18 protein-coding genes and 4 pseudogenes are annotated in these 20,547 nt (G+C 60.5%); 16 read left to right on the top strand and 6 right to left on the bottom strand.

Annotation, left to right across the window (positions count from 1 at the left end; translation table 11 throughout):
• The first annotated feature begins 106 nt into the window (after positions 1-106).
• The 6 genes and pseudogenes from NKI79_RS18570 (at position 107) to NKI79_RS18545 (ending at position 4,603) form a co-directional block, all read left to right on the top strand.
• Complete coding sequence (locus NKI79_RS18570) at positions 107-346, top strand: M15 family metallopeptidase domain-containing protein (RefSeq protein ID WP_352803328.1); 240 nt, start codon at positions 107-109, stop codon at positions 344-346.
• A 29-nt stretch (positions 347-375) separates the two neighbouring features.
• On the top strand, positions 376-483 hold the full coding sequence (locus NKI79_RS18565; protein WP_023722474.1) for a M15 family metallopeptidase: 108 nt from the start codon (positions 376-378) through the stop codon (positions 481-483).
• Between the two features lie 242 nt (positions 484-725).
• Entirely contained in the window at positions 726-1,754 is a 1,029-nt protein-coding gene (locus NKI79_RS18560) for a sulfate ABC transporter substrate-binding protein (RefSeq protein WP_023722473.1), read from the top strand.
• Between the two features lie 12 nt (positions 1,755-1,766).
• Positions 1,767-2,617 (top strand): annotated as a pseudogene (gene cysT / locus NKI79_RS18555) (sulfate ABC transporter permease subunit CysT).
• Positions 2,610-3,494, top strand: a complete 885-nt coding sequence (cysW, locus tag NKI79_RS18550; RefSeq protein WP_352684764.1) for a sulfate ABC transporter permease subunit CysW — start codon at positions 2,610-2,612, stop codon at positions 3,492-3,494. Before cysT ends, cysW begins: the two are co-directional and overlap by 8 nt.
• Before the next feature lie 68 nt (positions 3,495-3,562).
• Positions 3,563-4,603 (top strand): sulfate/molybdate ABC transporter ATP-binding protein, encoded by a 1,041-nt coding sequence (locus NKI79_RS18545; RefSeq protein ID WP_352684761.1) that lies wholly within the window; start codon positions 3,563-3,565, stop codon positions 4,601-4,603.
• A gap of 11 nt (positions 4,604-4,614) precedes the next feature.
• Here the strand turns inward: NKI79_RS18545 and NKI79_RS18540 are convergent.
• Positions 4,615-4,867 (bottom strand): annotated as a pseudogene (locus tag NKI79_RS18540) (GNAT family N-acetyltransferase); the annotation flags it as partial.
• Positions 4,868-5,227: 360 nt separating this feature from the next.
• Between NKI79_RS18540 and NKI79_RS18535 the strand changes: the two are divergent.
• On the top strand, positions 5,228-5,830 hold the full coding sequence (locus NKI79_RS18535; RefSeq protein ID WP_084643033.1) for a sulfotransferase family protein: 603 nt from the start codon (positions 5,228-5,230) through the stop codon (positions 5,828-5,830).
• A gap of 93 nt (positions 5,831-5,923) precedes the next feature.
• Positions 5,924-7,297, top strand: a complete 1,374-nt coding sequence (locus tag NKI79_RS18530; RefSeq protein WP_352473781.1) for a transposase — start codon at positions 5,924-5,926, stop codon at positions 7,295-7,297.
• Positions 7,298-7,648: 351 nt separating this feature from the next.
• Here NKI79_RS18530 and NKI79_RS33260 read toward each other — a convergent pair whose 3' ends face one another.
• From NKI79_RS33260 to NKI79_RS18515, 4 genes and pseudogenes are all read right to left on the bottom strand, one after another.
• Positions 7,649-7,753 (bottom strand): hypothetical protein, encoded by a 105-nt coding sequence (locus NKI79_RS33260; RefSeq protein ID WP_352693738.1) that lies wholly within the window; start codon positions 7,751-7,753, stop codon positions 7,649-7,651.
• Complete coding sequence (locus NKI79_RS18525) at positions 7,747-8,184, bottom strand: recombinase family protein (protein WP_502894646.1); 438 nt, start codon at positions 8,182-8,184, stop codon at positions 7,747-7,749. Before NKI79_RS18525 ends, NKI79_RS33260 begins: the two co-directional genes overlap by 7 nt.
• 331 nt (positions 8,185-8,515) lie before the next feature.
• Positions 8,516-10,417, bottom strand: coding sequence for a heavy metal translocating P-type ATPase (locus NKI79_RS18520; RefSeq protein ID WP_352621867.1), 1,902 nt, complete (start codon positions 10,415-10,417; stop codon positions 8,516-8,518).
• A gap of 135 nt (positions 10,418-10,552) precedes the next feature.
• A pseudogene (locus NKI79_RS18515) lies at positions 10,553-10,747 on the bottom strand (transposase); the annotation flags it as partial.
• 269 nt (positions 10,748-11,016) lie between these two features.
• On the opposite strand from NKI79_RS18515, the pseudogene NKI79_RS18510 reads away from it, so the two are divergent.
• Positions 11,017-11,220, top strand: a pseudogene (locus tag NKI79_RS18510) (IS110 family RNA-guided transposase); the annotation flags it as partial.
• An 82-nt stretch (positions 11,221-11,302) separates the two neighbouring features.
• On the opposite strand, the gene NKI79_RS18505 reads toward NKI79_RS18510, so the two are convergent.
• Positions 11,303-12,667 carry a hemolysin family protein gene (locus tag NKI79_RS18505; protein WP_352621864.1) on the bottom strand — a complete coding sequence of 455 codons (1,365 nt, stop codon included), beginning with the start codon at positions 12,665-12,667 and terminating at the stop codon, positions 11,303-11,305.
• Positions 12,668-12,711: 44 nt separating this feature from the next.
• Between NKI79_RS18505 and NKI79_RS18500 the strand changes: the two genes are divergently transcribed.
• The 7 genes from NKI79_RS18500 (at position 12,712) to NKI79_RS18470 (ending at position 20,414) form a co-directional block, all read left to right on the top strand.
• Positions 12,712-13,053, top strand: a complete 342-nt coding sequence (locus tag NKI79_RS18500; protein WP_352621862.1) for a hypothetical protein — start codon at positions 12,712-12,714, stop codon at positions 13,051-13,053.
• Positions 13,054-13,084: 31 nt separating this feature from the next.
• Positions 13,085-13,759, top strand: coding sequence for a response regulator transcription factor (locus NKI79_RS18495; protein ID WP_352621860.1), 675 nt, complete (start codon positions 13,085-13,087; stop codon positions 13,757-13,759).
• Complete coding sequence (locus NKI79_RS18490) at positions 13,746-15,152, top strand: sensor histidine kinase (RefSeq protein ID WP_352621859.1); 1,407 nt, start codon at positions 13,746-13,748, stop codon at positions 15,150-15,152. Before NKI79_RS18495 ends, NKI79_RS18490 begins: the two co-directional genes overlap by 14 nt.
• Positions 15,153-15,181: 29 nt before the next feature.
• The gene (locus tag NKI79_RS18485) at positions 15,182-16,252 is read left to right on the top strand and encodes an ABC transporter substrate-binding protein (protein WP_352803320.1); all 1,071 of its coding nucleotides are present in this window, start codon (positions 15,182-15,184) and stop codon (positions 16,250-16,252) included.
• Between the two features lie 210 nt (positions 16,253-16,462).
• Positions 16,463-17,566, top strand: a complete 1,104-nt coding sequence (locus tag NKI79_RS18480; RefSeq protein ID WP_023722101.1) for an ABC transporter substrate-binding protein — start codon at positions 16,463-16,465, stop codon at positions 17,564-17,566.
• Positions 17,567-17,686: 120 nt separating this feature from the next.
• The gene (locus NKI79_RS18475; protein WP_352508356.1) at positions 17,687-19,357 is read left to right on the top strand and encodes an ABC transporter permease; all 1,671 of its coding nucleotides are present in this window, start codon (positions 17,687-17,689) and stop codon (positions 19,355-19,357) included.
• On the top strand, positions 19,350-20,414 hold the full coding sequence (locus tag NKI79_RS18470) for an ABC transporter ATP-binding protein (protein ID WP_023722103.1): 1,065 nt from the start codon (positions 19,350-19,352) through the stop codon (positions 20,412-20,414). The genes NKI79_RS18475 and NKI79_RS18470 overlap by 8 nt, the downstream gene beginning before the upstream one ends.
• Positions 20,415-20,547 lie beyond the last annotated feature (133 nt).

The raw sequence follows: 20,547 nt of genomic DNA, 5'->3' as shown, positions 1-20,547 counted from the left end.
CCCCCCCTAGCAACCGCGGCGCAGTGTTGCCATGCGTGCGTAATATGCGCAGTCCAATTGGGGTCGTGCTTGGTGAGTGCAGCGGACGTCAATACGGGCAGCCATCGTGACATCAAGCGCCAAGGATCTCATCCCCAAGGGCTATATCGGCGAACTGTCCACCCATTCGCGCGGCTCGACAGTCGAGGTCGCGATCGCGCGGATCGACCACAAACAGGCCGACCACAAGAGCGCGCCGAAACCGGCCTGCGGCGCGACCGATGCCGATATGCTCGATTTCGGCACTGGCTTCGAGTGTTCGACCCGGCGAGCGAAACGGCTCACCGACCGCTCGCCAGTGAAGTAGCGGCAAACCGCGAAAGACTTGTCGAGGCGATGCGCGCCGGCGGCTTCAACAATTATGCCCGCGAATGGTGGCATTTCACGCTGGAAAACGAGCCGTTTCCAAGAGAACGCTTCAACTTTCCCGTCGGCGCCGAGTAGCTCCGCCGGCCACCGTGGGATGAAACCCTCGTTGACCCTGCGCGGCCATTGCCGAAGGGCTGGCGGTTTCTAATTATCGCCTCCGGGAGCCCAGGATCCCGAGACACGCTGGTGAGGAAAAACATTCCTCATTTAGAGTAAAATAGGCGAAAAATTGCTTCACTAGGCCAAAAAAGGCAACATTGAATGCATCTAAATTCTATCAAATCGGTAGATTTGGCGCGAGTTCAACGGAGGCGGAAATGACCAAACCTCATTTCAGGAAACTGCTCGGCGCGCTGGTCGCCACATCTGTCCAGTTCGGCACGCTCGGTTTCGCGTTTGCCGATACCACCATTCTCAATGTGTCCTATGACCCGACGCGTGAGCTCTACAAGCAATTCGACCAGGCCTTCGCCGCTCACTGGGAGGGCGAGACGGGCGAGACCGTCACCGTCCAGCAGTCGCATGGCGGATCCGGCGCCCAGGCGCGCGCCGTGATCGACGGCCTCGACGCCGACGTGGTGACGCTGGGGCTGCAAGGCGACATCGACGCGATCGTCTCGAAAACGAAGAAGATCAATCCCGACTGGCGGACGAAGTTCGAGAACAATTCGGCTCCTTATACCTCGACCATCGTCCTCCTCGTCCGCAAGGGCAACCCGAAGGGCATTCACGATTTTGGCGATCTCACAAAGGACAGCGTCCAGGTGATCACGTCCAATCCCAAGACCTCCGGTGGTGGCCGGTGGGCCTACCTCGCGGCCTGGGCCTGGGCCAACACCAACGATGGCGGCGATGAAGCCAAGACCAAGGAATTCGTCGGCAACCTCTATTCCCATGTTCCGGTGCTTGACACCGGCGCGCGTGGCTCTACCGTGACCTTCGCGCAAAAGGGCCTTGGCGACGTGCTGATCGCCTGGGAAAACGAGGCCTATCTGGCGCTGGACGAGTTCGGCGCCGATCAGTTCGAAATCGTCATCCCGCCGACCTCGATCCTCGCCGAACCGCCGGTCGCCGTTGTCGACGCCAATGTCGATGCTAAGGGCACACGCAAAGTTGCCGAAGCCTATCTGGGCTATCTCTATTCCAAGGAAGGCCAGACGATCATCGCCAAGAACCACTACCGTCCGGCGAAGCCCGACCTGGTGCCTGCGGAGGATCTCGCCAAACTGCCGGAAATCAAGCGGATCAGCATCGACGATCCAATTTTCGGCGGATGGACGAAGGCGCAGCCTTACCATTTCGGCGACGGTGGTATATTCGACCAGATCTACAAGCCAGCGCAGTAAGATAAAATCTAGATCAGGACGACACCCGCCAAGGCGGGGTGGCGGTTCAGACAGCCGAGCGTCATTCCGGGTTTCGGATGGACGCTCGGCTTCTCGCTTGCCTACCTCACGCCATCATCCTCATCCCCCTCTCAGGGTTGGTCTGGCGATCGGCGGCGCTCGGCTGGACCGATTTCTGGGCGATCATCACCGATCGCCGTACCATCAACGCGCTTGAAATCAGCTTCGGTACCGCCTTCATTGCCGCCGCCGTCAACGTCGTCTTCGGCACGATCGTCGCGTGGGTGCTGGTGCGCTACAGCTTTCCAGGACGCCGCATCGCCGATGCCATGGTCGACCTGCCCTTCGCGCTGCCGACGGCGGTTGCCGGCATCGCGCTGACCACACTTTACGCACCGAATGGCTGGATCGGAAGCCTGCTGACGCCGCTCGGCATCAAGGTCGCGTATACGCCGCTCGGCATCGTCATCGCGCTGGTCTTCATCGGTCTGCCCTTCGTCGTGCGCACCGTGCAGCCGATCATGGAGGAGATCGACAAGGAGGTAGAAGAAGTGGCCGCCACGCTCGGCGCCAATCGCTTCCAGATCATCAGCCGCGTTCTACTACCCGGACTGGCGCCTGCCATCGTCACCGGTTTCGCGCTGGCCTTCGCGCGCGGCGTCGGCGAGTACGGTTCCGTCATCTTTATCGCCGGCAACCTGCCGTTCAAATCCGAGATCGCGCCGCTTCTGATCGTCATCCGGCTGGAGGAATATAATTACGCCGCGGCGACCGCGATAGCGGCGATCATGCTGGCGCTGTCCTTCGTCATGCTGCTGGTCATCAACCTGGTGCAGACCTGGAGCCGCAAGCGCTATGGCTGACCCGGAGATCAAATCCTACGCGCCGCACCATGAAAGCCAGTCGCCGGCGGTGACCGAGAGCCGCACGGCGAGAACCGTGCTGATGATCGTGACCTTTGCCTTCCTCGGCATTTTCCTGCTCCTGCCGCTGATAATCGTCTTCAAGGAAGCTTTCGCCAAAGGTATCGAGGCCTACACACAGGCGCTGGGCGAACCGGACACGCGCTCGGCGATCCGCCTGACGCTTCTGGTCGCGGCGATCTCGGTGCCGCTCAACATCGTCTTCGGTATTTCCGCCGCCTGGGCGATCGCCAAGTTCGAGTTCAAGGGCAAGGCGTTCCTGACCACACTGATCGACCTGCCGTTTTCGGTCTCCCCGGTCATTTCGGGGCTTGTCTACGTGCTCTTATTCGGCGCGCAAGGCCTGCTCGGCGCCTGGCTGAAAGCGCATGGCATCGTCATCCTGTTTGCCGTGCCGGGCATCGTGCTGGCCACCGTCTTCGTCACCTTCCCCTTCGTCGCCCGCGAATTGATCCCGCTGATGCAGGAACAGGGCAATGGCGACGAGGAGGCTGCCCTGTCGCTCGGGGCCAATGGCTGGCAGGCGTTCTGGTACGTGACGTTGCCCAACGTCAAATGGGGATTGCTCTACGGCGTGCTGTTGTGCAATGCCCGCGCGATGGGTGAGTTCGGCGCCGTCTCGGTCGTGTCGGGCCACATACGCGGGCTGACCAACACCATGCCGCTGCATGTCGAAATCCTTTATAACGAGTACAATGCCGCCGCCGCCTTTGCCGTCGCTTCGCTGCTTGCCGGCCTGGCGCTCGTCACGCTGGTCTTGAAAACACTTCTCGAGATGCGCTACGGCGCCGAGATCGCCGCGATGCGCGGACATTGAATGCATGTCGCCCAAAAGTGCGTAGCGGTTTTGGGACAACGACATGCATCGACAAAAAGGGACGGTTGATGGAAGTTCGCGTTGTCAACGTGCGCAAGGAGTTTGAGCGGTTTCCGGCGCTTCACGACATCTCGCTCGACATCAAGTCCGGCGAGTTGATCGCGTTGCTCGGACCTTCCGGTTCCGGCAAGACGACGCTGCTCAGGCTGATCGCCGGGCTCGAGCGGCCGACACGCGGAAAGATCTTCTTCGGCGAAGAGGATGCCTCCCAAAAGTCGATTCAGGAGCGCAATGTCGGCTTCGTCTTCCAGCACTACGCGCTGTTTCGCCATATGACGGTCGCCGACAATATCGGCTTCGGACTCAAGGTCCGGCACGGGCCGTCACGCCCGTCGGCGAAGGAAATCCGCCGCCGCGCCTCGGAACTCCTCAACCTCGTTCAGCTTTCCGGTCTGGAAAAACGCTATCCGGCACAGCTTTCGGGCGGCCAGCGCCAGCGCGTGGCGCTGGCCCGCGCCATGGCGATCGAACCGGCCGTGCTTTTGCTCGACGAGCCGTTCGGCGCGCTCGATGCGCAGGTGCGCCGCGAACTGCGCCGCTGGCTGCGCGACATCCACGATACGACCGGCCACACCACCGTTTTCGTCACCCATGACCAGGAAGAGGCGCTGGAGCTTGCCGACCGCGTCGTGGTGATGAGCCAGGGCCGCATCGAGCAGGTCGGCACCGCCGACGAGATCTACGACACACCGAATTCGCCCTTCGTCTATGGCTTTATCGGCGAATCGAGCTCGATCCCGGTCAAGGTCGAGGACGGCCAGGTCTGGATCGTTGACCGCCCGATCGGGCTGTCCGCGCCGCAGGCGCCGCAAGGCGAAGCGACGCTTTTCTTCCGTCCGCACGATGTCGAACTGGTGGAAGAATGCAATGGCTGCATCGCCGGCACGGTCGCCGCCAGCCGCCGCGTTGCCGATACCAGGCGGGTGGAACTCGAAATCGGCGGCGAACGCCAGCGGGTCGAGATCGAGCTGCCCGTCGACCATCCGGCGGCGCAGAAAAGCCGGGTGGCATTCAGGCCGCGGCGCTGGAAGCTGTTTCCGGCTGCTTGATTACGAGGCGATTACCAACTTGTGCACAACAAGACGTTTCGGCCCGCTCTTTCAACGCGCCTTAGCGAGAGCACAAGGGTCATCGGATTTTTCGGGAAAGCCGCAAAGCCGTAGTGCTCGTAGAAGGCTTTCGCTTCGTCCGATATGGCATGAACAAGAAGGCCGCGAATCCCGAGGATCGTCGCGGCGTAACGCGGTGCGCAGAACGGCGTCTTGCAACAGCGCGGCGCCTAACCCCTTGCCTTGCCAGCTTGTGTCCACGCTGCTCGAATGTCGCGCGGTCGACGTCGAGCAGCCTGATGGAGCAGGTCTGCACGGCCTTGCCGTTCAAGATGGCTTTGGTCACCGCGATCACGTTCCCGGCGGAAACTCGCCGTCGGTTGTCTCCCATCCCTGAAAGGCGTCCACGTCATCGACCGGAGCAAGCGCTGCGTCAGCGGATAGTGGTGTCGATGCACGCGTCTTTCGCCACAGCGGCGCCAGGAGCCACCATTCCCGGCGCTTCTCCAATACTGACCTTCGCGCGCTACGGCTTGAGGCGATTCGGAGCTGAACCTTCAAAGATAATAGCGAATTAAAGAAAACAGCGGTATTTTGACCGATTGAATCTCCTTGGGGGTGCTCATGGCTCTATATGTCATTGGCGCAGGCATGGGTCGCACTGGCACATATTCGCTGAAGCTCGCGTTGGAGCATCTTGGGTTCGGGCCGTGTCATCACATGGCAGATGTCCACGCCAATCCCGAGCAGAAGGCGCTGTGGCGCGCCGCCGGCCAGGGACAACTCCCGACCTGGGATGCGGCATATGCCGGCTATCTTTCCGCGGTCGATTGGCCAACGGCGCATTTTTGGCGCGAAGTGAGTGACCACTACCCTCATGCAAAGGTTATCCTGACAGTTCGTGACCCAGAAGCCTGGTATGACAGCATGGCGCAAACAATAGGGCTCACGATGGATGCTGCTACCAATGATCCACAGTCCTTTGGTGTGGCGGTGGTTGGAAACACTGTCTTTGGCGGTCGATTTGATAACCGTGATCACGCAATCGCTGTCTATGAAGCACATAACGCTTCCGTGAAATCAACGCTGCCACCTGAACGCCTTCTTACTTATCAGGCCTCCGAAGGGTGGGAGCCGCTTTGTGCCTTTCTCGGTGTACAGTTGCCTTCCGAACCGTTTCCACGCACCAATTCGACTGCCGAATTTCGTGCTCGCATAGGGCGCTGAACGGCGGTTTTCCACCGATAGTGTTGAAAAAGTCCGGGTTGCAGCAGTCCTGAAGCACTGATTCAATCTTCGTCGTAAGAGGAGATTGAGTCGATGATGGGCGAGCAAAGTGTGATGCAGGAGGAGCTGTTCTACGGCTTCAGCCTGGAGCGGCATGTGCCGGCGGATCACCTGCTCAGAGCGATCGACCACTTCGTCGACCTGTCCGCCATCCGCCAGCATCTGGCGCCCTTCTACAGCCCGATCGGCCGTCCCTCGATCGACCCTGAGCTGCTGATCCGCATGCTGATCGTCGGCTATTGCTTCGGCATCCGCTCGGAGCGCCGGCTGTGCGAGGAGGTACATCTGAACCTGGCCTATCGGTGGTTCTGCCGGCTTGGCCTCGAGGGTGATGTGCCTGACCACTCAACCTTCTCCAAGACCCGCCACGGCCGCTTCCGCGATGCCGACCTGCTGCGCGAACTGTTCGAGACCGTCGTCCGGCGCTGCATAGCTGAAGGGCTCGTCGGCGGCGAAGGCTTTGCGGTCGATGCCAGCATGATCGTCGCCGACGCCCATCGTCAGCGCGGGATCGAAACGGCCGAGGACCTCAATCCCAAAGCCAAGCGGGCCGTGGCTGAGTATCTCGCCACTCTGGATGACGCCGCCTTCGGGGCCGCCACGCCGGTGGAGCCCAAGTTCGTCTCCCCTGTTGATCCCGCCGCGCGCTGGACTGCCGCTTGGGGTGGCCCAGCCGTCTATGCCTATTGCACGAACTATTTGATCGACGTGGAGCACGCCATCATCGTGGACGTGGAGCCCTCGACCGCGGTGCGCCAAGCCGAGGTGACGGCCGCCAAGACTATGATCGAGCGGGCGCACGACGAGCTCGGCCTCTGGCCGGAGCGGCTGATTGCCGACACCGGCTACGGCTCGGCCGAAATGCTGAACTGGTTGGTGCATGAGCGTGGGATCGAGCCGCATATCCCGGTCTTCGACAAGTCTAGGCGCAAGGATGGCACCTTCTCGCGCGACGACTTCACCTACGACCATAAGGCCGATACATACATCTGTCCTGGCGGGAAGACGCTCAGGCAGCGCCAGAAGACCTATCGGATGCCACACCCTCTCGTCGACGAGAATGGCATGATGCGCTATCGCGCCAGCAAGCTGGATTGCGACGCCTGTGCCCTGAAGCCCAGCTGTTGCCCGAAGGAGCCGGCGCGCAAGGTGCTGCGCTCGATCTATGAGGGCGCGCGCGACATGGCCCGCGACATCGCAAAGACAGACGCCTACCAGACCTCACGCTATCAGCGGAAGAAGGTGGAGATGCTGTTCGCGCACCTCAAGCGCATCCTGAAGCTCGATCGATTGCGATTGCGCGGCCCCTGTGGTGCCCGCGATGAGTTCCACCTTGCAGCCATCGCCCAGAACCTCAGGAAATTGGCCAAGATTTGCACCCTCGGAACAAACGTCCGAGCCACTTAAGGCGAGGAGGTCGCGTCGACCTTAATCAAGACGCTTCGGTGCGAGTGGATCCACGGCTTCATCGCCGACTTCTTCAACACTATCCACCCCGGCCGGACCTTCCCGAGCCTCATCAGGCAATCTGATGTCTGAACGCACCAACCGACCACGTGCGCCAGTAGCAGTCATCCGATCGGACGAATCGAATGACCGCTTTGGCTAGTTCGGTTCGAATTCTTTTGCTCCAGGATGTGTTCCGCCGAACCAACCACGTAGGCAGCTGGTACAATACCAAGAACTGCAGGCCGGGGGTACGCGTCCGAGGAGGGCCGGTGCGTACGTCGCTGCGAAAGCGGCCAATTGGACCCACAATCAGCGAACATTCATTTTCGTCTGAGCGCCGATACGTCTCACAGTGGCCCTATGAACTCGGAAGATGCGAGCAATCTCGGCGGCGGGTGGACCATCATTCAGCATGCCGATGATTTCGGAGCGCTGATCGGACGTGAGTTTTGGGCGACGACCACCTTTTCGCCCGCGCTCCTGGCCGCTTGAAGCCCCGCCATGGTGCGTTCCCGTACGATGGCTCGCTCGAATTCGGCGAAGGAACCGAGCATCCGCATCATCATGCGGCCTGCCGTCGTGGTCGTGCCGATTGCCTCGGTCAGTGAGCAGAACCCGGCGCCGGCGGCCTCGATCTTCTCAAGGATAAGGAGCAGGTCTTTGAGTGACCGCATCAGTCGGTCTAGTTTCCGGACAACCACGATATCGCCTTCTTCGAGCTCGCCAAGAAGCCGATGGAGCTCGGGTCGATCCCAGCGTCCTCCAGATGCTCGCTCCTCCGCGAGCCGCTTGCAGCCGGCGGCTTTGGCACCGCAGACAGGCCTACGCGCTTCTCTGGAAGCCATACTTGGCCTACTCTGTCAGGGGATCAGATGAGTCGCTCGTCACGAAAACGACGACCAAAGGATCGAAGAAATCGCTGGGTCGTCAGGCGCAGCGCGATATTTGGAGGTAACGATGAATTTCACGGACAGGCGCCTCTGGTACGGTGTGGCAGCCGTGATCGTGGTGCTGTTTGTGATCGGGTATGCGGCTGGGTGGTTTGGGGGCACACCGCCACCAGCGCCACAGCAGTAAGCGTACTCTGGTTGCGGTTGCCCGGTTTCGTGGACGATGCGAATTGGACGCGTTTGTCGTCCAAAGAACTGCAAGCGCCTTAGGCTCCAAAGAGATGCGCTAAACATCTTGGATTCGAACGCGCAGCAGTTTTGCCGAATTCAGGAACACCAGGACATCTGGCCCCAAGTGCAAAATCGCTGCCTGGATAGGACCGATCCAGCCCATCAGCGCTGCGGTAATGCCCAAAACGTGCACAACACCGACACCGACAAAAATATTTTCCTGAATTGTCCGGTAAGCACGTCGAGCAATTGCGCGCGCGCTGACAATTTTTGCCAGATCATCCTTCATCAATGCAATGTCGGCGGCTTCCAGTGCCGCCTGCGTGCCGCCGCCGCCCATCGCAATGCCGACATCGGCGCGTGCCAGCGCCGGCGCGTCGTTGATCCCGTCGCCGACCATCGCCACGCGATGGCCCTGCTTTTGCAGTTCGGCGATGGCGGCGACCTTGTCCTGCGGCATCAGATTGGCACGCACTTCATCCACGCCGAGTTCCTTGGCGATGGTCCGCGCTGTGGCCTCATTGTCACCCGTCACCATCACCATGCGCTTGACCCCGGTCGCACGGAGCTTTGCCAGCGCTTCGCGCGCACCTGGTCGCAATGTGTCGGCAATCAGAATCACGCCCGCGAATTTCCCATCGACCGCGACGTGAACCGGCGTCTGTCCGCCCTTTTCGATCGCATCGGAAAGCGGCACGCCGGCCTCGCGCAGCAACGATGCATTCCCGACCAGCACGGTGCGTCCGCAGACCGTCGCCTTCACACCGCGCGCCTGCAACTGCTCGTACTGCTCCGGTTCCGGGACATCGATTTTCATCCGGGCGGCATAGTTGACGACCGCTTTCGCCAAGGGGTGAGCGGAGCGCCGATCGGCGGCGGCGGCAAGGCTGAGCAGATCAGCTTCCGAAAGCGTGCCGTCCTGCATCTCCACGCCGACAACCTCGGGCTTGTTCGCCGTCAGGGTGCCTGTCTTGTCGAACACCAGGACGTCGACCTTGGCCAAAGACTCCAGATAGACGCCCCCCTTGACCAGAATTCCACTGCGTGCGGCTCGCGCAATGGCTGCGATAATCACCAGAGGAGTCGCCAATCCGAGTTCGGCAGGCGATGTGAAAATCAGCAGAGTGACGATCATCCGAACGTCGCGGGTATAAAGATAAACCGCAACGAGGAAGATCAGCACGACCGGGATCAGCCATGACGCGACCTTATCCGCCAGTTTCTGGACGGGTGCCTGTTCCGCTTCGGCATTCTCGACCAGACTGATGATGCGGGCAAAGGTGGTGTCGGCACCAACCTTCTCGGTCTCGATGTCGAGGGCGCCGGATTCGACGATGGTTCCGGCAAAGACATCGGCGCCATCGCTCTTGTCCTTCGGAATGCTCTCTCCAGTGATCGATGCTTCGTTGACCGAAGCCGCTCCACCGACGACGGTGCCATCGACCGGGATCTTCTCGCCGGCCCGCACCAAGACAACGTCGCCCGCGCGCAAATTCTCGATCGTGACCATGCGTTCGCCACCTGCGTCCCGCACAAGCGCAACCTGGGGCACCGAGCCGATCAGGTCTTTGATCGAGGCTCGCGCACGATCCATATTCAAATCGGCAATGAACTCTGCGATCAGAATGATCACCATGAGGACCGCGCCGGCGACGGTCTCGCCTCCGATCAGCGCTACCACCGTAGCGATGGTGACGAATATCTCGGTACCGATCTTGCGCTCTTTTACGAGGTCAACGGCGCCGGTCTTGACAAGCGGATACAAACCGATGGCAACCGCCCCCCACAAAGCTTGAATGGGAATCAGCTGTTGCCAGTACAGAAAGGCCATCAGGCCGGTAAATATAATGCGAGCGACTTCGGTCCAACGTTCGTGTGTCATCAACACTCGCCAACCCGATGGAACAGCCTTAGGCGCCGGCTCAACGCTTTCGGTAGCTGCTGTCTCGGATTTCATGATTGGCTCGCTATCTGGATTGCGGTCTTGGCTTGAAGCGTGAGCGCATCAGGATCGTGTCCCAGGGAGTGGTGTAGTTGACGGCTTGGTCGCCGCAGCTTCCGGCATGGGCCGGGAATGATCAGCGCGCCACAGCAGGCTGATGAGCGGATCATCGCTCATTTGGCTGATGGTTTCCAGCGTAATGTATCTCGCCCGCTGCACGGCCCATTCATCGTTCTGCTCGAGCAGGATCGCGCCGACCAGACGGACGATGGCGTCATCATTTGGGAAGATGCCGATGACCTCGGTGCGCCGCTTGAGCTCGCCGTTGAGGCGCTCGATCGGGTTGGCAACCGGTATGATCATGACGGTGCCATCTGATCCCCCGCTGGAGATGCGAGATTTTCAGCCTATGTGTGACCATCCGGGACAGCGGCGCCGGGAGCACGCCAAGTGCGGGCAGGCCGCTTGTATTCGATAAGCTGCAAGCTCGCGTTAGTAGCTGGCCGCCCCTGCGACCTGCCCGGTTGCGCCGAGAGCGCGGATCCGTAGGTGTCGCGTCGCCCGCCGGCTCCCGATTGTTCAAGGAGAGAGGGGGCCAATGACGTGTAATTGGAATGGACATCCACCGCACCTTTGCGGAAGTGGTTTTCTGCGAAGATGGCCGGCTGCGCCATCACGGACGGGTCGACATGACCCGCTCCGGACTGGAGGGATTTGGCCGCAGCTTGAACAGGACGGACGAGGTCGTTGTCGAGGCGACCGGCAACGCCATGGGGGTGGTGCGGGTGCTTTCGCCTTTCGTCGACCGGGTGATGGTGCATCACTGTCAGTCACGTTGGATACAGTTGGTTCGCGGGCACTGGCGACCTCGACGAGGCCCATGGCCGCCTATTCATTGGCCTATGTTCTGAGCCCATCTACCTCCGATGTTTCTTGCCGCCCCGTGGGAGAGTTCCTTCGTGCGAGCAGTTTGTCGATCCGCCGGCCATCCATGTCCACGATCTTGAAGTGCCAGCCGCCATACTCAAAATGTTCCCCGACCTCAGGCAGATGCCCTAGTCGAAACAGCGCAAATCCTGCGATCGTATGGAAGTCGCCTTCAGTTGGCCGTGCTCGAAAACCAAGGCGATCGAACGCGTCCTGGGCCGACATCATACCATCCACGAGAAGGGAGCCGTCTTCACACTCGACGATATCCGGCTCTTCGCCTTCGATGTTGGGCAGGTCGCCGGCGATGGCTTCGAGCAAATCGGTCTGGGTAACAATTCCTTCCAGACTTCCGTACTCGTCGAGGACCATTGCTATGCGGACGGGCGCCTTCCTGAACTGCTCCAGCACTTTGAAAATCGGCGTTGATTCATGAACGACGAGCGGCTCACGGATGATCGCCATCGGATCGAGAACCTGCCCGTCAAGAACCTGGTCGAGCATGTCCTTCTTCAGAACCATGCCGAGCAGTTCATCGATACCGCCCTTGCCGACAAGGAGCTGCTCATGGCGGCAATCGCGGATCGTACGAAGAATCTCGGTTCGGTCATCATTCACGTCGATCCAGTCGATATCCGGCCGAGGCGTCATGATGTCACTGATGCGGCGCTCGCCGATATTGAAGACCCGCTCGACCATCTCCCGCTGCGCCTGCTGCAACAGCCCGCCTTCCTGACTGGCCGAGATCAGAAGCTTCAGCTCGTCTGGCGAGTGCAATGAATCCTCACCGGTTCCCGGGCGCAGGCCGCAGAGTCGCAGAACGAGGTTGCCGAGACCATTCAGCATTAGAATCGCCGGCCTGAGCAGAAAGAGGAACAGACCGAGCGGACGCACGACCCAGAGCGCAGTGTCTTCGCTGCGCTGGAGCGCCAGACTCTTTGGTGCGAGCTCGCCAAGCACGATGTGAAGCGCGGTGATGATGATGAAAGCGATCGCGACGGCGACAGTGTGTGAGCCCGCAGTCGCCAACGACCCCAGCAGCCCGATCAAGAGAGGCTCGACGAGATGCGCGAGAGCAGGTTCGCCGATCCAGCCGAGCGCAAGCGATGAAATGGTGATGCCGAGCTGGGTCGCCGCCAGATTGGCATCGAGATTGTCGACGGCCCGCTGGAGCGCTGCCGCGTTCAGCCGCCCAGCCGCAGCGAGTTCGGCAACTCGGCTTCGGCGCACGGCGACCAGGGAAAACTCGGCGGCGACAAAGAAGCCGTTTGCGGCCACGAGTAGGAGAACCGACAAGATTCCAAGAATGTCGCTCAAACTGCCATCGCCTGTCGGCATGAAATCCTCTTAATGACGCAATTGGATACGTCTCTGAAGCGCAAATGATGGCATTGCGCAATCGCTATCAGCATCACGATCGCCAGAAACATAATCCCCTGATGGCGATGGTGGTGCATCTACTAGCGACTGATCACGGTGCGGTCGAATACGTTGAATGCGGCAAAATGCGTGGTCTAGCCGTGGCTTGCAGCGCGGGTCATGTACCGACGCGCCCCGTTCTTGGCGTGGATGCGCAGATCAACATGAAGGCAGACGCCATCACGCAGCCCGTCGATAAAGCTCAAATGATTGGACAGCTTGAACTGCTGACGGTAACAGGGCTGAAGCCAACGCGTGATCTGCAGATGATGTCAAGCGCCTCTCCGCAAAGAGGTGACGCTTGATAGGGGGCTGCTTCCGTGCAAATGCTCCGGCATGCGAATTCTCCTCGTCGAAGACACGCGCGACGTTGGCGAGGCTATCAGCCGCCGCTTCGAAACGATCGGCCACGCAGTCGATTGGGAGACGGACGGCCGTGCTGCCGCAGAAATCCTCGGTTTCACCTGCTACGATCTCGTCATCCTCGACGTCATGCTGCCCAGCCTCGACGGGTTCGAAATCGTTCGACGGCTCCGGCAGGCAAGGAATACGACCCCGGTTCTGATGTTGACGGCCCGTTCCGAGATAGAGGACCGCGTTGGCGCGCTTGATCTCGGCGCCGACGACTATCTGGTCAAACCGTTCGATTTCCGGGAATTGGAAGCGCGCGCCCGTGTTCTGCTCCGGCGGAAAAGCGGCGAGGCGACCAACATCGTACAGTGTGGCGATGTCGTGCTCGACCGCGGCAGCCGCTCAGTGCGAGTAGGCAGGCGCGAGGTGCAATTGAAACGACGCGAGATGACGTTGCTTGAGATACTGGCGTCGCGGCCAGGCCGCGTCTTCAGCAAAGATGAACTTATCGATCAGCTTTTCGGGTTTGACGAGCCGGCCAATCAGAACGCGATCGAACTTTATGTCGGGCGGCTGCGCAAGAAGCTGGAAGGCGCCAAGGCGCAGATCGTTACCGTGCGGGGCGTGGGATATCAGCTGGCTTCCGATGATACCGGCTGAGCCTTCCCTTTTCACGCGCCTGGCGGTCCGCATCTCGCTGGTGCTGGGCTTGGGTGCGGCTCTTCTGGTGAGTGCGGCGTCGTATTACGCACGTACCGCCGCCGATGACGCCTATGACCGGCTTCTGCTTGGTGCGGCCATCCAGATGGCAGACAGCCTTACGGTTGAATCCGGTTCGCTCATCATCAACCTGCCGGTATCAGCTTTTGAACTTCTGGGCCTCGCCAGCCGCGATCGCATCTTCTATCGCGTGATCGGCCCTTCCGGCGCGACGCTGACAGGTTATGCCGATCTGCAAACAGAAGTTGATCTGGCCGCAATACACGATGTCCCGGTATTGGAATCGGCGCATTATCGCGGCGAACCGGTTCGGATTGCGGTGGTGGCGCGCGCACTGTCCGATCCAGCCGTATCCGGTTGGGCGCATGTCATCGTTGGGCAGACCACGGAAGCCCGCCGCGCGCTCGCGGGTGAATTGACTCTCAGGGCGACCGTCCTCCTGGCGGTCATGAGCATATTGGCATTGGCTGGAGCGATGATTGCTATTCGCTATTCTCTGCAACCGGTCAAGCATCTCGGAGCGACGCTCCGCCGTCGCGATGCACAAGACCTGACGCCGGTAACGGTCGTCGTACCGAGAGAATTGCGGCCCTTCGTTACTTCCATCAATTATTTCATGAGTCGGCTCGACGAGCGCGTGGAACTCCTGCAGCGCTTCATCGCCGACGCGGCGCACCAGATCAGAACGCCGCTGACGGCGCTAACGGCGCAGCTCGATCTGTTGAGTCAAGCCAAGCTGGACAAGTCGAGCCGCCAGCATCTCGATCGCGTACAGCAGCGCGCCAGCGAACTTGCGCGCCTGACCAACCAGTTGCTCAGCCACGCCATGGTCATCCATCGTGCCGATTCCGTGCAGCTTCAGCCGCACGATCTGGCAGATGTCGCACGGCGCGCTTTCCGTGCGGCGGTTCCGATAACTATCGATCCGGACATCATCGTCTCCTTCGAGGCGCCTGACGACGAGCCGGTCGTGCTTGCGGACGCCGTCAGCCTTCGCGAAGCGATCGTCAATATCATCGACAATGCCTTGCGCCATGGAGTGGTGTCGCGCCTTGAAGTCAGAGTACGCAGCGACGGTACACGTGCCCATCTCGAGGTCGAAGATGACGGACCGGGCATTCCGCGGGGCGAGTGGGAGCGGGTTACGCAGCGCTTCGAAACGTCCAAATCTCATGACGGCAGCGCAGGTCTTGGTTTCGCCATCGCGTCGGAGGTTGCGGCGGCTCACGGTGGCGCGCTGACCTTTCGCGAGACAAGCAAGGATGGCGGGAAGGGCACGCAAGGGTTCACCGTCACCTTGACGTTGCCCATCGCGACGGAGAAGACCGGATGATAACGGGAACATTGCCGACATTCGGTTTGATGGCTGCCGTCGTCCTATGCATCGGTCACGCGGCAAGAGCTGCTGAAGGAAGCAGCGCATTTTTCCCTTCGTCTCAGCCGGAGAAGAACCGACTGTCGATCCACGCCGCGACCGATCTGGCGGCAATGGAACCACTGATCCGGGATTTTCAGTCCGTTTTCCCCAACGTGGCAGTCGACTATGTTGAATATGTCACCAACGACTTGCAAAGGAGTGCCAGTGAAGCCTGTCGGACGGACGCGGTGCTGGGCGACATCTTGTTGTCTCCGTCGGTCGACCAACTTGTGAAGCTCGCCAATGACGGCTGCGCGGCGCCGCACGTGTCGGCCGAAACCGCGCATGTCGCCAATTGGGCAAACTGGCGCGACGAGGTATTCGGCTTTACCTACGAACCGGCCGTCTTCGTCTATAACGCCCGCCTCGTGCCGTCCGGCGACGTACCGCGCACCCACATCGAACTCGCCGATCTTCTCAGGCGGCGGATCGATTTTTATCGCGGACGGGTCGGAACGTTCGACATCCGACTTTCGGGCATCGGCTACCTATTGGCGTTCAGTGATGCGCGGCAGACGACGGCGGTCTACGGTCGGCTTCTGGAAAGCATGAGCCGAGCGGAAACTGTGGTGCGTTGTTGCACCGCGGAGACCCTTCAGGACGTTGCAAACGGGAGCCTATATATAGGCTACAATATGATCGGGTCATACGGCTACGCGGCGGCCAGGGGCAATTCCGACTTGAGGGTCGTTGTCCCGCGGGACTATGCGCTGATACTCAGTCGTGGCGCGCTCATTCCGAAGACGGCGCCGAATATGGACGTTGCCAAACGATTTCTCGACTACCTTCTGTCGGCCCGGGGACAGAAGGTTGCCAGGGATAGCGCCTTCTTCTTTGCCGAGAACGGGCAATTGCCTGAGGGAGCGGACGGCCCGGAAAAACTTGGGGAGTCTGGTATCGCGCGCGCCATACGCATCGGCCCTGCGTTACTTGCCGTACAAGACGAGGCGTTGCGCCGCCGCTTCATCGAGGATTGGAGCAAGTCCATGATCGATGCGCAGGGCCAGCGACCGTGACGCGTAGGATGCCGCCCCAAGATTTCAGCAATCCCGCAATACGTCGATGTGGCCGATCCCGCTGTCATCGACAATCTGATCACGACCCATCGGGCCTAGTCGGCTGAGCAAACCTCGACATCGCCGTGACAGGTTGGTGACAGGTCAGGATGATACTCGCCTTTTGTGCCTGGAGGAGGTACGATTTAGGCGAACTTGGAGGAGACCCTAATGAAAAATCGTCTTGCGACGATGATGGCCGCGTTTTCGCTGTCAGCCGCTTTTGTGACGCTTGCCGCCGCTGCCGAGATCCCCGCCGGGTATCCGGATAACTACAAGGATCTAGTGGCCGCCGCCACCGCGGAAGGACACCTCAGCATCTATTCGACGACCGATGCGGCGCTGGTCCAGCCCTTGCTCAAGGACTTCGAAGCAGCATTCCCCGGCATCGCCGTCGAATATTCCGACCTCAATTCCACCGAACTCTACAATCGCGTCATTGCCGAAACCGCTTCGGGCCAAGGCACGGCAGATGTCGCATGGTCTTCGGCTCCGGATCTGCAGATCAAACTTGCCGCAGACGGCTATGCGCAGGAATACAAATCCGTGGAGGCGGCCCACCTTCCGGCCTGGGCGTCCTACAAGGACATGGTCTATGGTACCACCGCCGACCCGGTGACTTTCGTCTACAACAAGCGTCTCGTGCCTGAAGGCGATGTTCCCGCAACCCACGCCGATCTTCTCAAGCTGATGACTGGGAAGACCGCAGAATATGATGGCAAGATCGCGTCCTACGATCCGGAAAAATCCGGTGTCGGCTTCTATTTCTACAACCAGGACGCCAAGAACTGGACCGATTCCTGGGCGCTTAACAAGGCTTTTGGCAAGGCCCATATCAAGCTCTACAGCTCCGCCGGCTCGATGATCGAGAAGGTCACGTCTGGCGAACATTCCATCGCCTATGGCATCTTCGGCTCATATGGCCTCGCCAAGCAGGCCAAGGACGAGAACCTCGGTGTGATAATCCCGAAGGACTATGTCCTGGTGACCACCCGCGCCACCGTCATTCCGGCGGAAGCCCAGGATCCCAATGCTGCGAAGCTATTCGTAGACTATCTGCTGTCGGCGCGCGCGCAGAAGCTGATCGCCGACGACATCAAGCTCTATGCCGTTCGTGATGACGTTGAAGGGGCAACCACGCTGGCGTCCATAAAGGCCGCCGCCGGTGAAAACGTTCACCCGATCGCGCTCGACGACAAGCTGCTCGAAGGTCTCGACGAGACGACACGGCTGGCGTTCCTCAACGAGTGGCAGAAAGCCATGAAGGGCGAGTAATCGCTTGATCGGGAGTGCCTCCACAGTCGGCTCTCTCACCCTTCTTGCTATTAAGAATCATCGGAACGGCGCGCTTGCGCTCTTGCTAGCGGACGGCCCCCGGCTTTGTTCGAGGCAATCATGCCCTTCCGTGTCTTTCGTGTCAGCACCAACCTCCTCGCCATCCTGGTGGTGCTGGCGCCGGTCACCCTGATCATTTATCAGAGTTTTCTGTCCGCGCCTTTCTTCCAGAAAACCGCGCATCTGTCGCTGAACGCCTACAGCTTCATCCTCGCGGACGCGGATTTCTGGCTAGCGCTGACGACTTCGCTCAAGCTCGCGGTGGGCATGACGGTGATCGCAGTTCCGGTGGGAATCCTGCTGGCGTTCATCATCGTGCGCACCGACGTGCCGGGCAAGCGCTGGCTGGAGCCGATCATCCTGATCCCGGTTTTCATGTCGGCGGTGGTGCTGGCCTTCGGCTATGTGATGACACTGGGACCAGTCGGCTTCGTCTCGCTGGCGGTCAAGTCGATGATCGGCTACGTGCCCTGGAATGTCTATTCGGTGACATCGATCGCGATCATTGCCGGGCTCACCCATGTCCCACATGTCTATCTCTATGCATCGGCGGCGCTCCGCAACGTTGGCGCCGACCTCGAAGAGGCGGCACGCACCGCCGGCGCTGGCCCTTGGCGCGTCGCCGCCAGTGTGTCGCTGCCCATGGTGATGCCGGTGGTGCTCTATGCGGCGGTTCTGGTGTTCTTCCTCGGTTTCGAACTTTTCGGCCTGCCGCTGGTGCTTGGCGATCCGGAAGGCGTGCTGGTTCTCGCCACCTATCTCTACAAGCTCACCAACAAGCTCGGTGTTCCTTCCTACCAGTTGATGGCCGTAGTGGTGGTGGCGATCATCATGATCGCGCTGCCGCTGGTCGTGCTGCAGCGCTACATGCTGCGCAACGCCAGCCGCTATGTGTCTGTCAAAGGCAAGGGCAGTCGGCACAACCCCATCCGGCTGGGCGCTCTTCGCTGGCCGGCCTTCGCGCTTGTGGTGGCCTGGTTCGCGGCCACCGTGATCATACCGGTGGGCGGCGTCGCAATTCGTTCACTGGTGACAAGCTGGGGCGTCGGGGTGAATATCTTCCAGGTGCTGACGTTGGATCACTATCGCGATCTCGCTGACTATCCGAATGTCATCAGCGCCATTCTCAACACGGTCGGCGTCGCGGTGGTCGGCGGCGCGGCTTCGATCGCGGCCTATACTGCCGTGGCACTCGCCGGTCACCGCTCGAACGCACCCCTGACTAAAGTCGTCGATTACGTGGCCATGATACCGCGGGCGATGCCGGGCATTGTGGCTGGCCTGGCCATGCTGTGGATATTTCTCTTCTTCAAGCCGATCGCACCCCTGCGTGCCACGATGATCTCGGTATGGCTCGCCTATACCATTGTCTGGTTCGCCTATGGCATGCGGCTGATTTCCGGAACGCTCCTGCAGATCGGCAAGGAGCTCGAGGAAGCCGGCCGGTCAGTTGGCGCCAGCGAGGGCCGGGTCGCCCGGGACATCACGCTGCCGCTCATCCGCGGCGGCATGTTCTCGGCCTGGCTGTTGATCTTCCTGATCTTCGCCCGTGAATATTCGACGGGCGTCTATCTGCTCGGACCGGGAACCGAAGTGATCGGCTCGCTCATGGTTTCCCTTTGGGGCACCGGCGCGATCGATCTGGTCTCGGCTCTCGCCGTCATCAACACCGTCATCATCGTGACCGGTCTTGCCCTCGCGATGCGCTTTGGAGTCCGCCTCAATGACTGACATCATCATAGACGGCCTGCGCCTCAGTTACGGCAACCTTGAAATCCTGAAAGGTGTGTCCTTCTCGGTCGAACCGGGTCAGATCGTCGCCTTGCTCGGCGCGTCCGGGTCCGGCAAGACGACGCTCTTGCGAGCGGTCGCCGGTCTGGAGACACCCAACAGCGGCAAGATACTGCTCGGTGACAAGCCGCTTTTCGATGCCGGGCAGAACATCAATCTGGCGCCGGAAACGCGCGGTCTCGGGCTGGTATTCCAGTCCTATGCGCTGTGGCCTCATCGGACGGTGTCCGAGAATGTGGGTTATCCCCTGAAGCTGCGCAAAGTGTCCCAGGCAGATGTTGCGAGCCGCGTCCAGAAGGCTTTGGACAGCATCGGCCTCGGCAAACTGGGCGAACGCTATCCGCATCAGCTCTCCGGCGGACAGCAGCAGCGCGTGGCGCTGGCCCGCGCGCTGGTCTATGAGCCGAACGTGATTCTGCTCGATGAGCCGCTGTCAAATCTGGACGCCAAGTTACGCGAAGAAGCGCGGATCTGGCTGCGCCGCCTCATCACCAATCTCGGGCTATCGGCGCTGTGCGTCACCCATGATCAGGTGGAAGCGATGGCGCTCGCCGACCGCATCCTGCTGCTCAACGGCGGCCAGATCGAACAGGACGGAACACCCAAGCAAATCTACAACAAGCCGAAGAGCCTGTTTGCAGCAGAGTTCATGGGTGCCAGCAATCGCCTTGACGGCGTGGTCACCGCCATCAACGGCAACCGTGCGGAAATTGTCGCCAACGGCATCCATCTTGTGGGCAGCGCCCAGCAGGAGCTGACCGTCGGCGCCAAAGTCACCGCACTCGTCCGGCTTGAGCGGGTGACGTGGTCCGGGGAGGACGGCCCTGGACGTATCGCCATGACCTGCGTCGAGAGCCTTTTCCTTGGCGATCGGCATGAAGTCATTTTCGAAAGCAATGACCTGACCATCCGGACCTATTCCCGGGACGCCCTTCCGTCCGGCCAATACCATGTCGAGTTCCCGTTCGAGGATCTGATGGTCTTCGCGGCGGAATGAACTCCGGCGTTCACCACGAAGAGGATCATTCTTGCCAACCGGCATAAACATCGTCGAGCGGCTGACCTGCCACGGGCAATTTCCTCCATCTGAGATCAAAGTCCGGCCTCGATTGAAGGGCGGACTGATGAAG

Source organism: Mesorhizobium sp. M0340, from assembly GCF_040321535.1.
Taxonomy (GTDB): domain Bacteria; phylum Pseudomonadota; class Alphaproteobacteria; order Rhizobiales; family Rhizobiaceae; genus Mesorhizobium.
The sequence above is the reverse complement of the archived record's forward strand: the minus strand, read 5'-3'. Positions and strand labels throughout refer to the sequence as shown.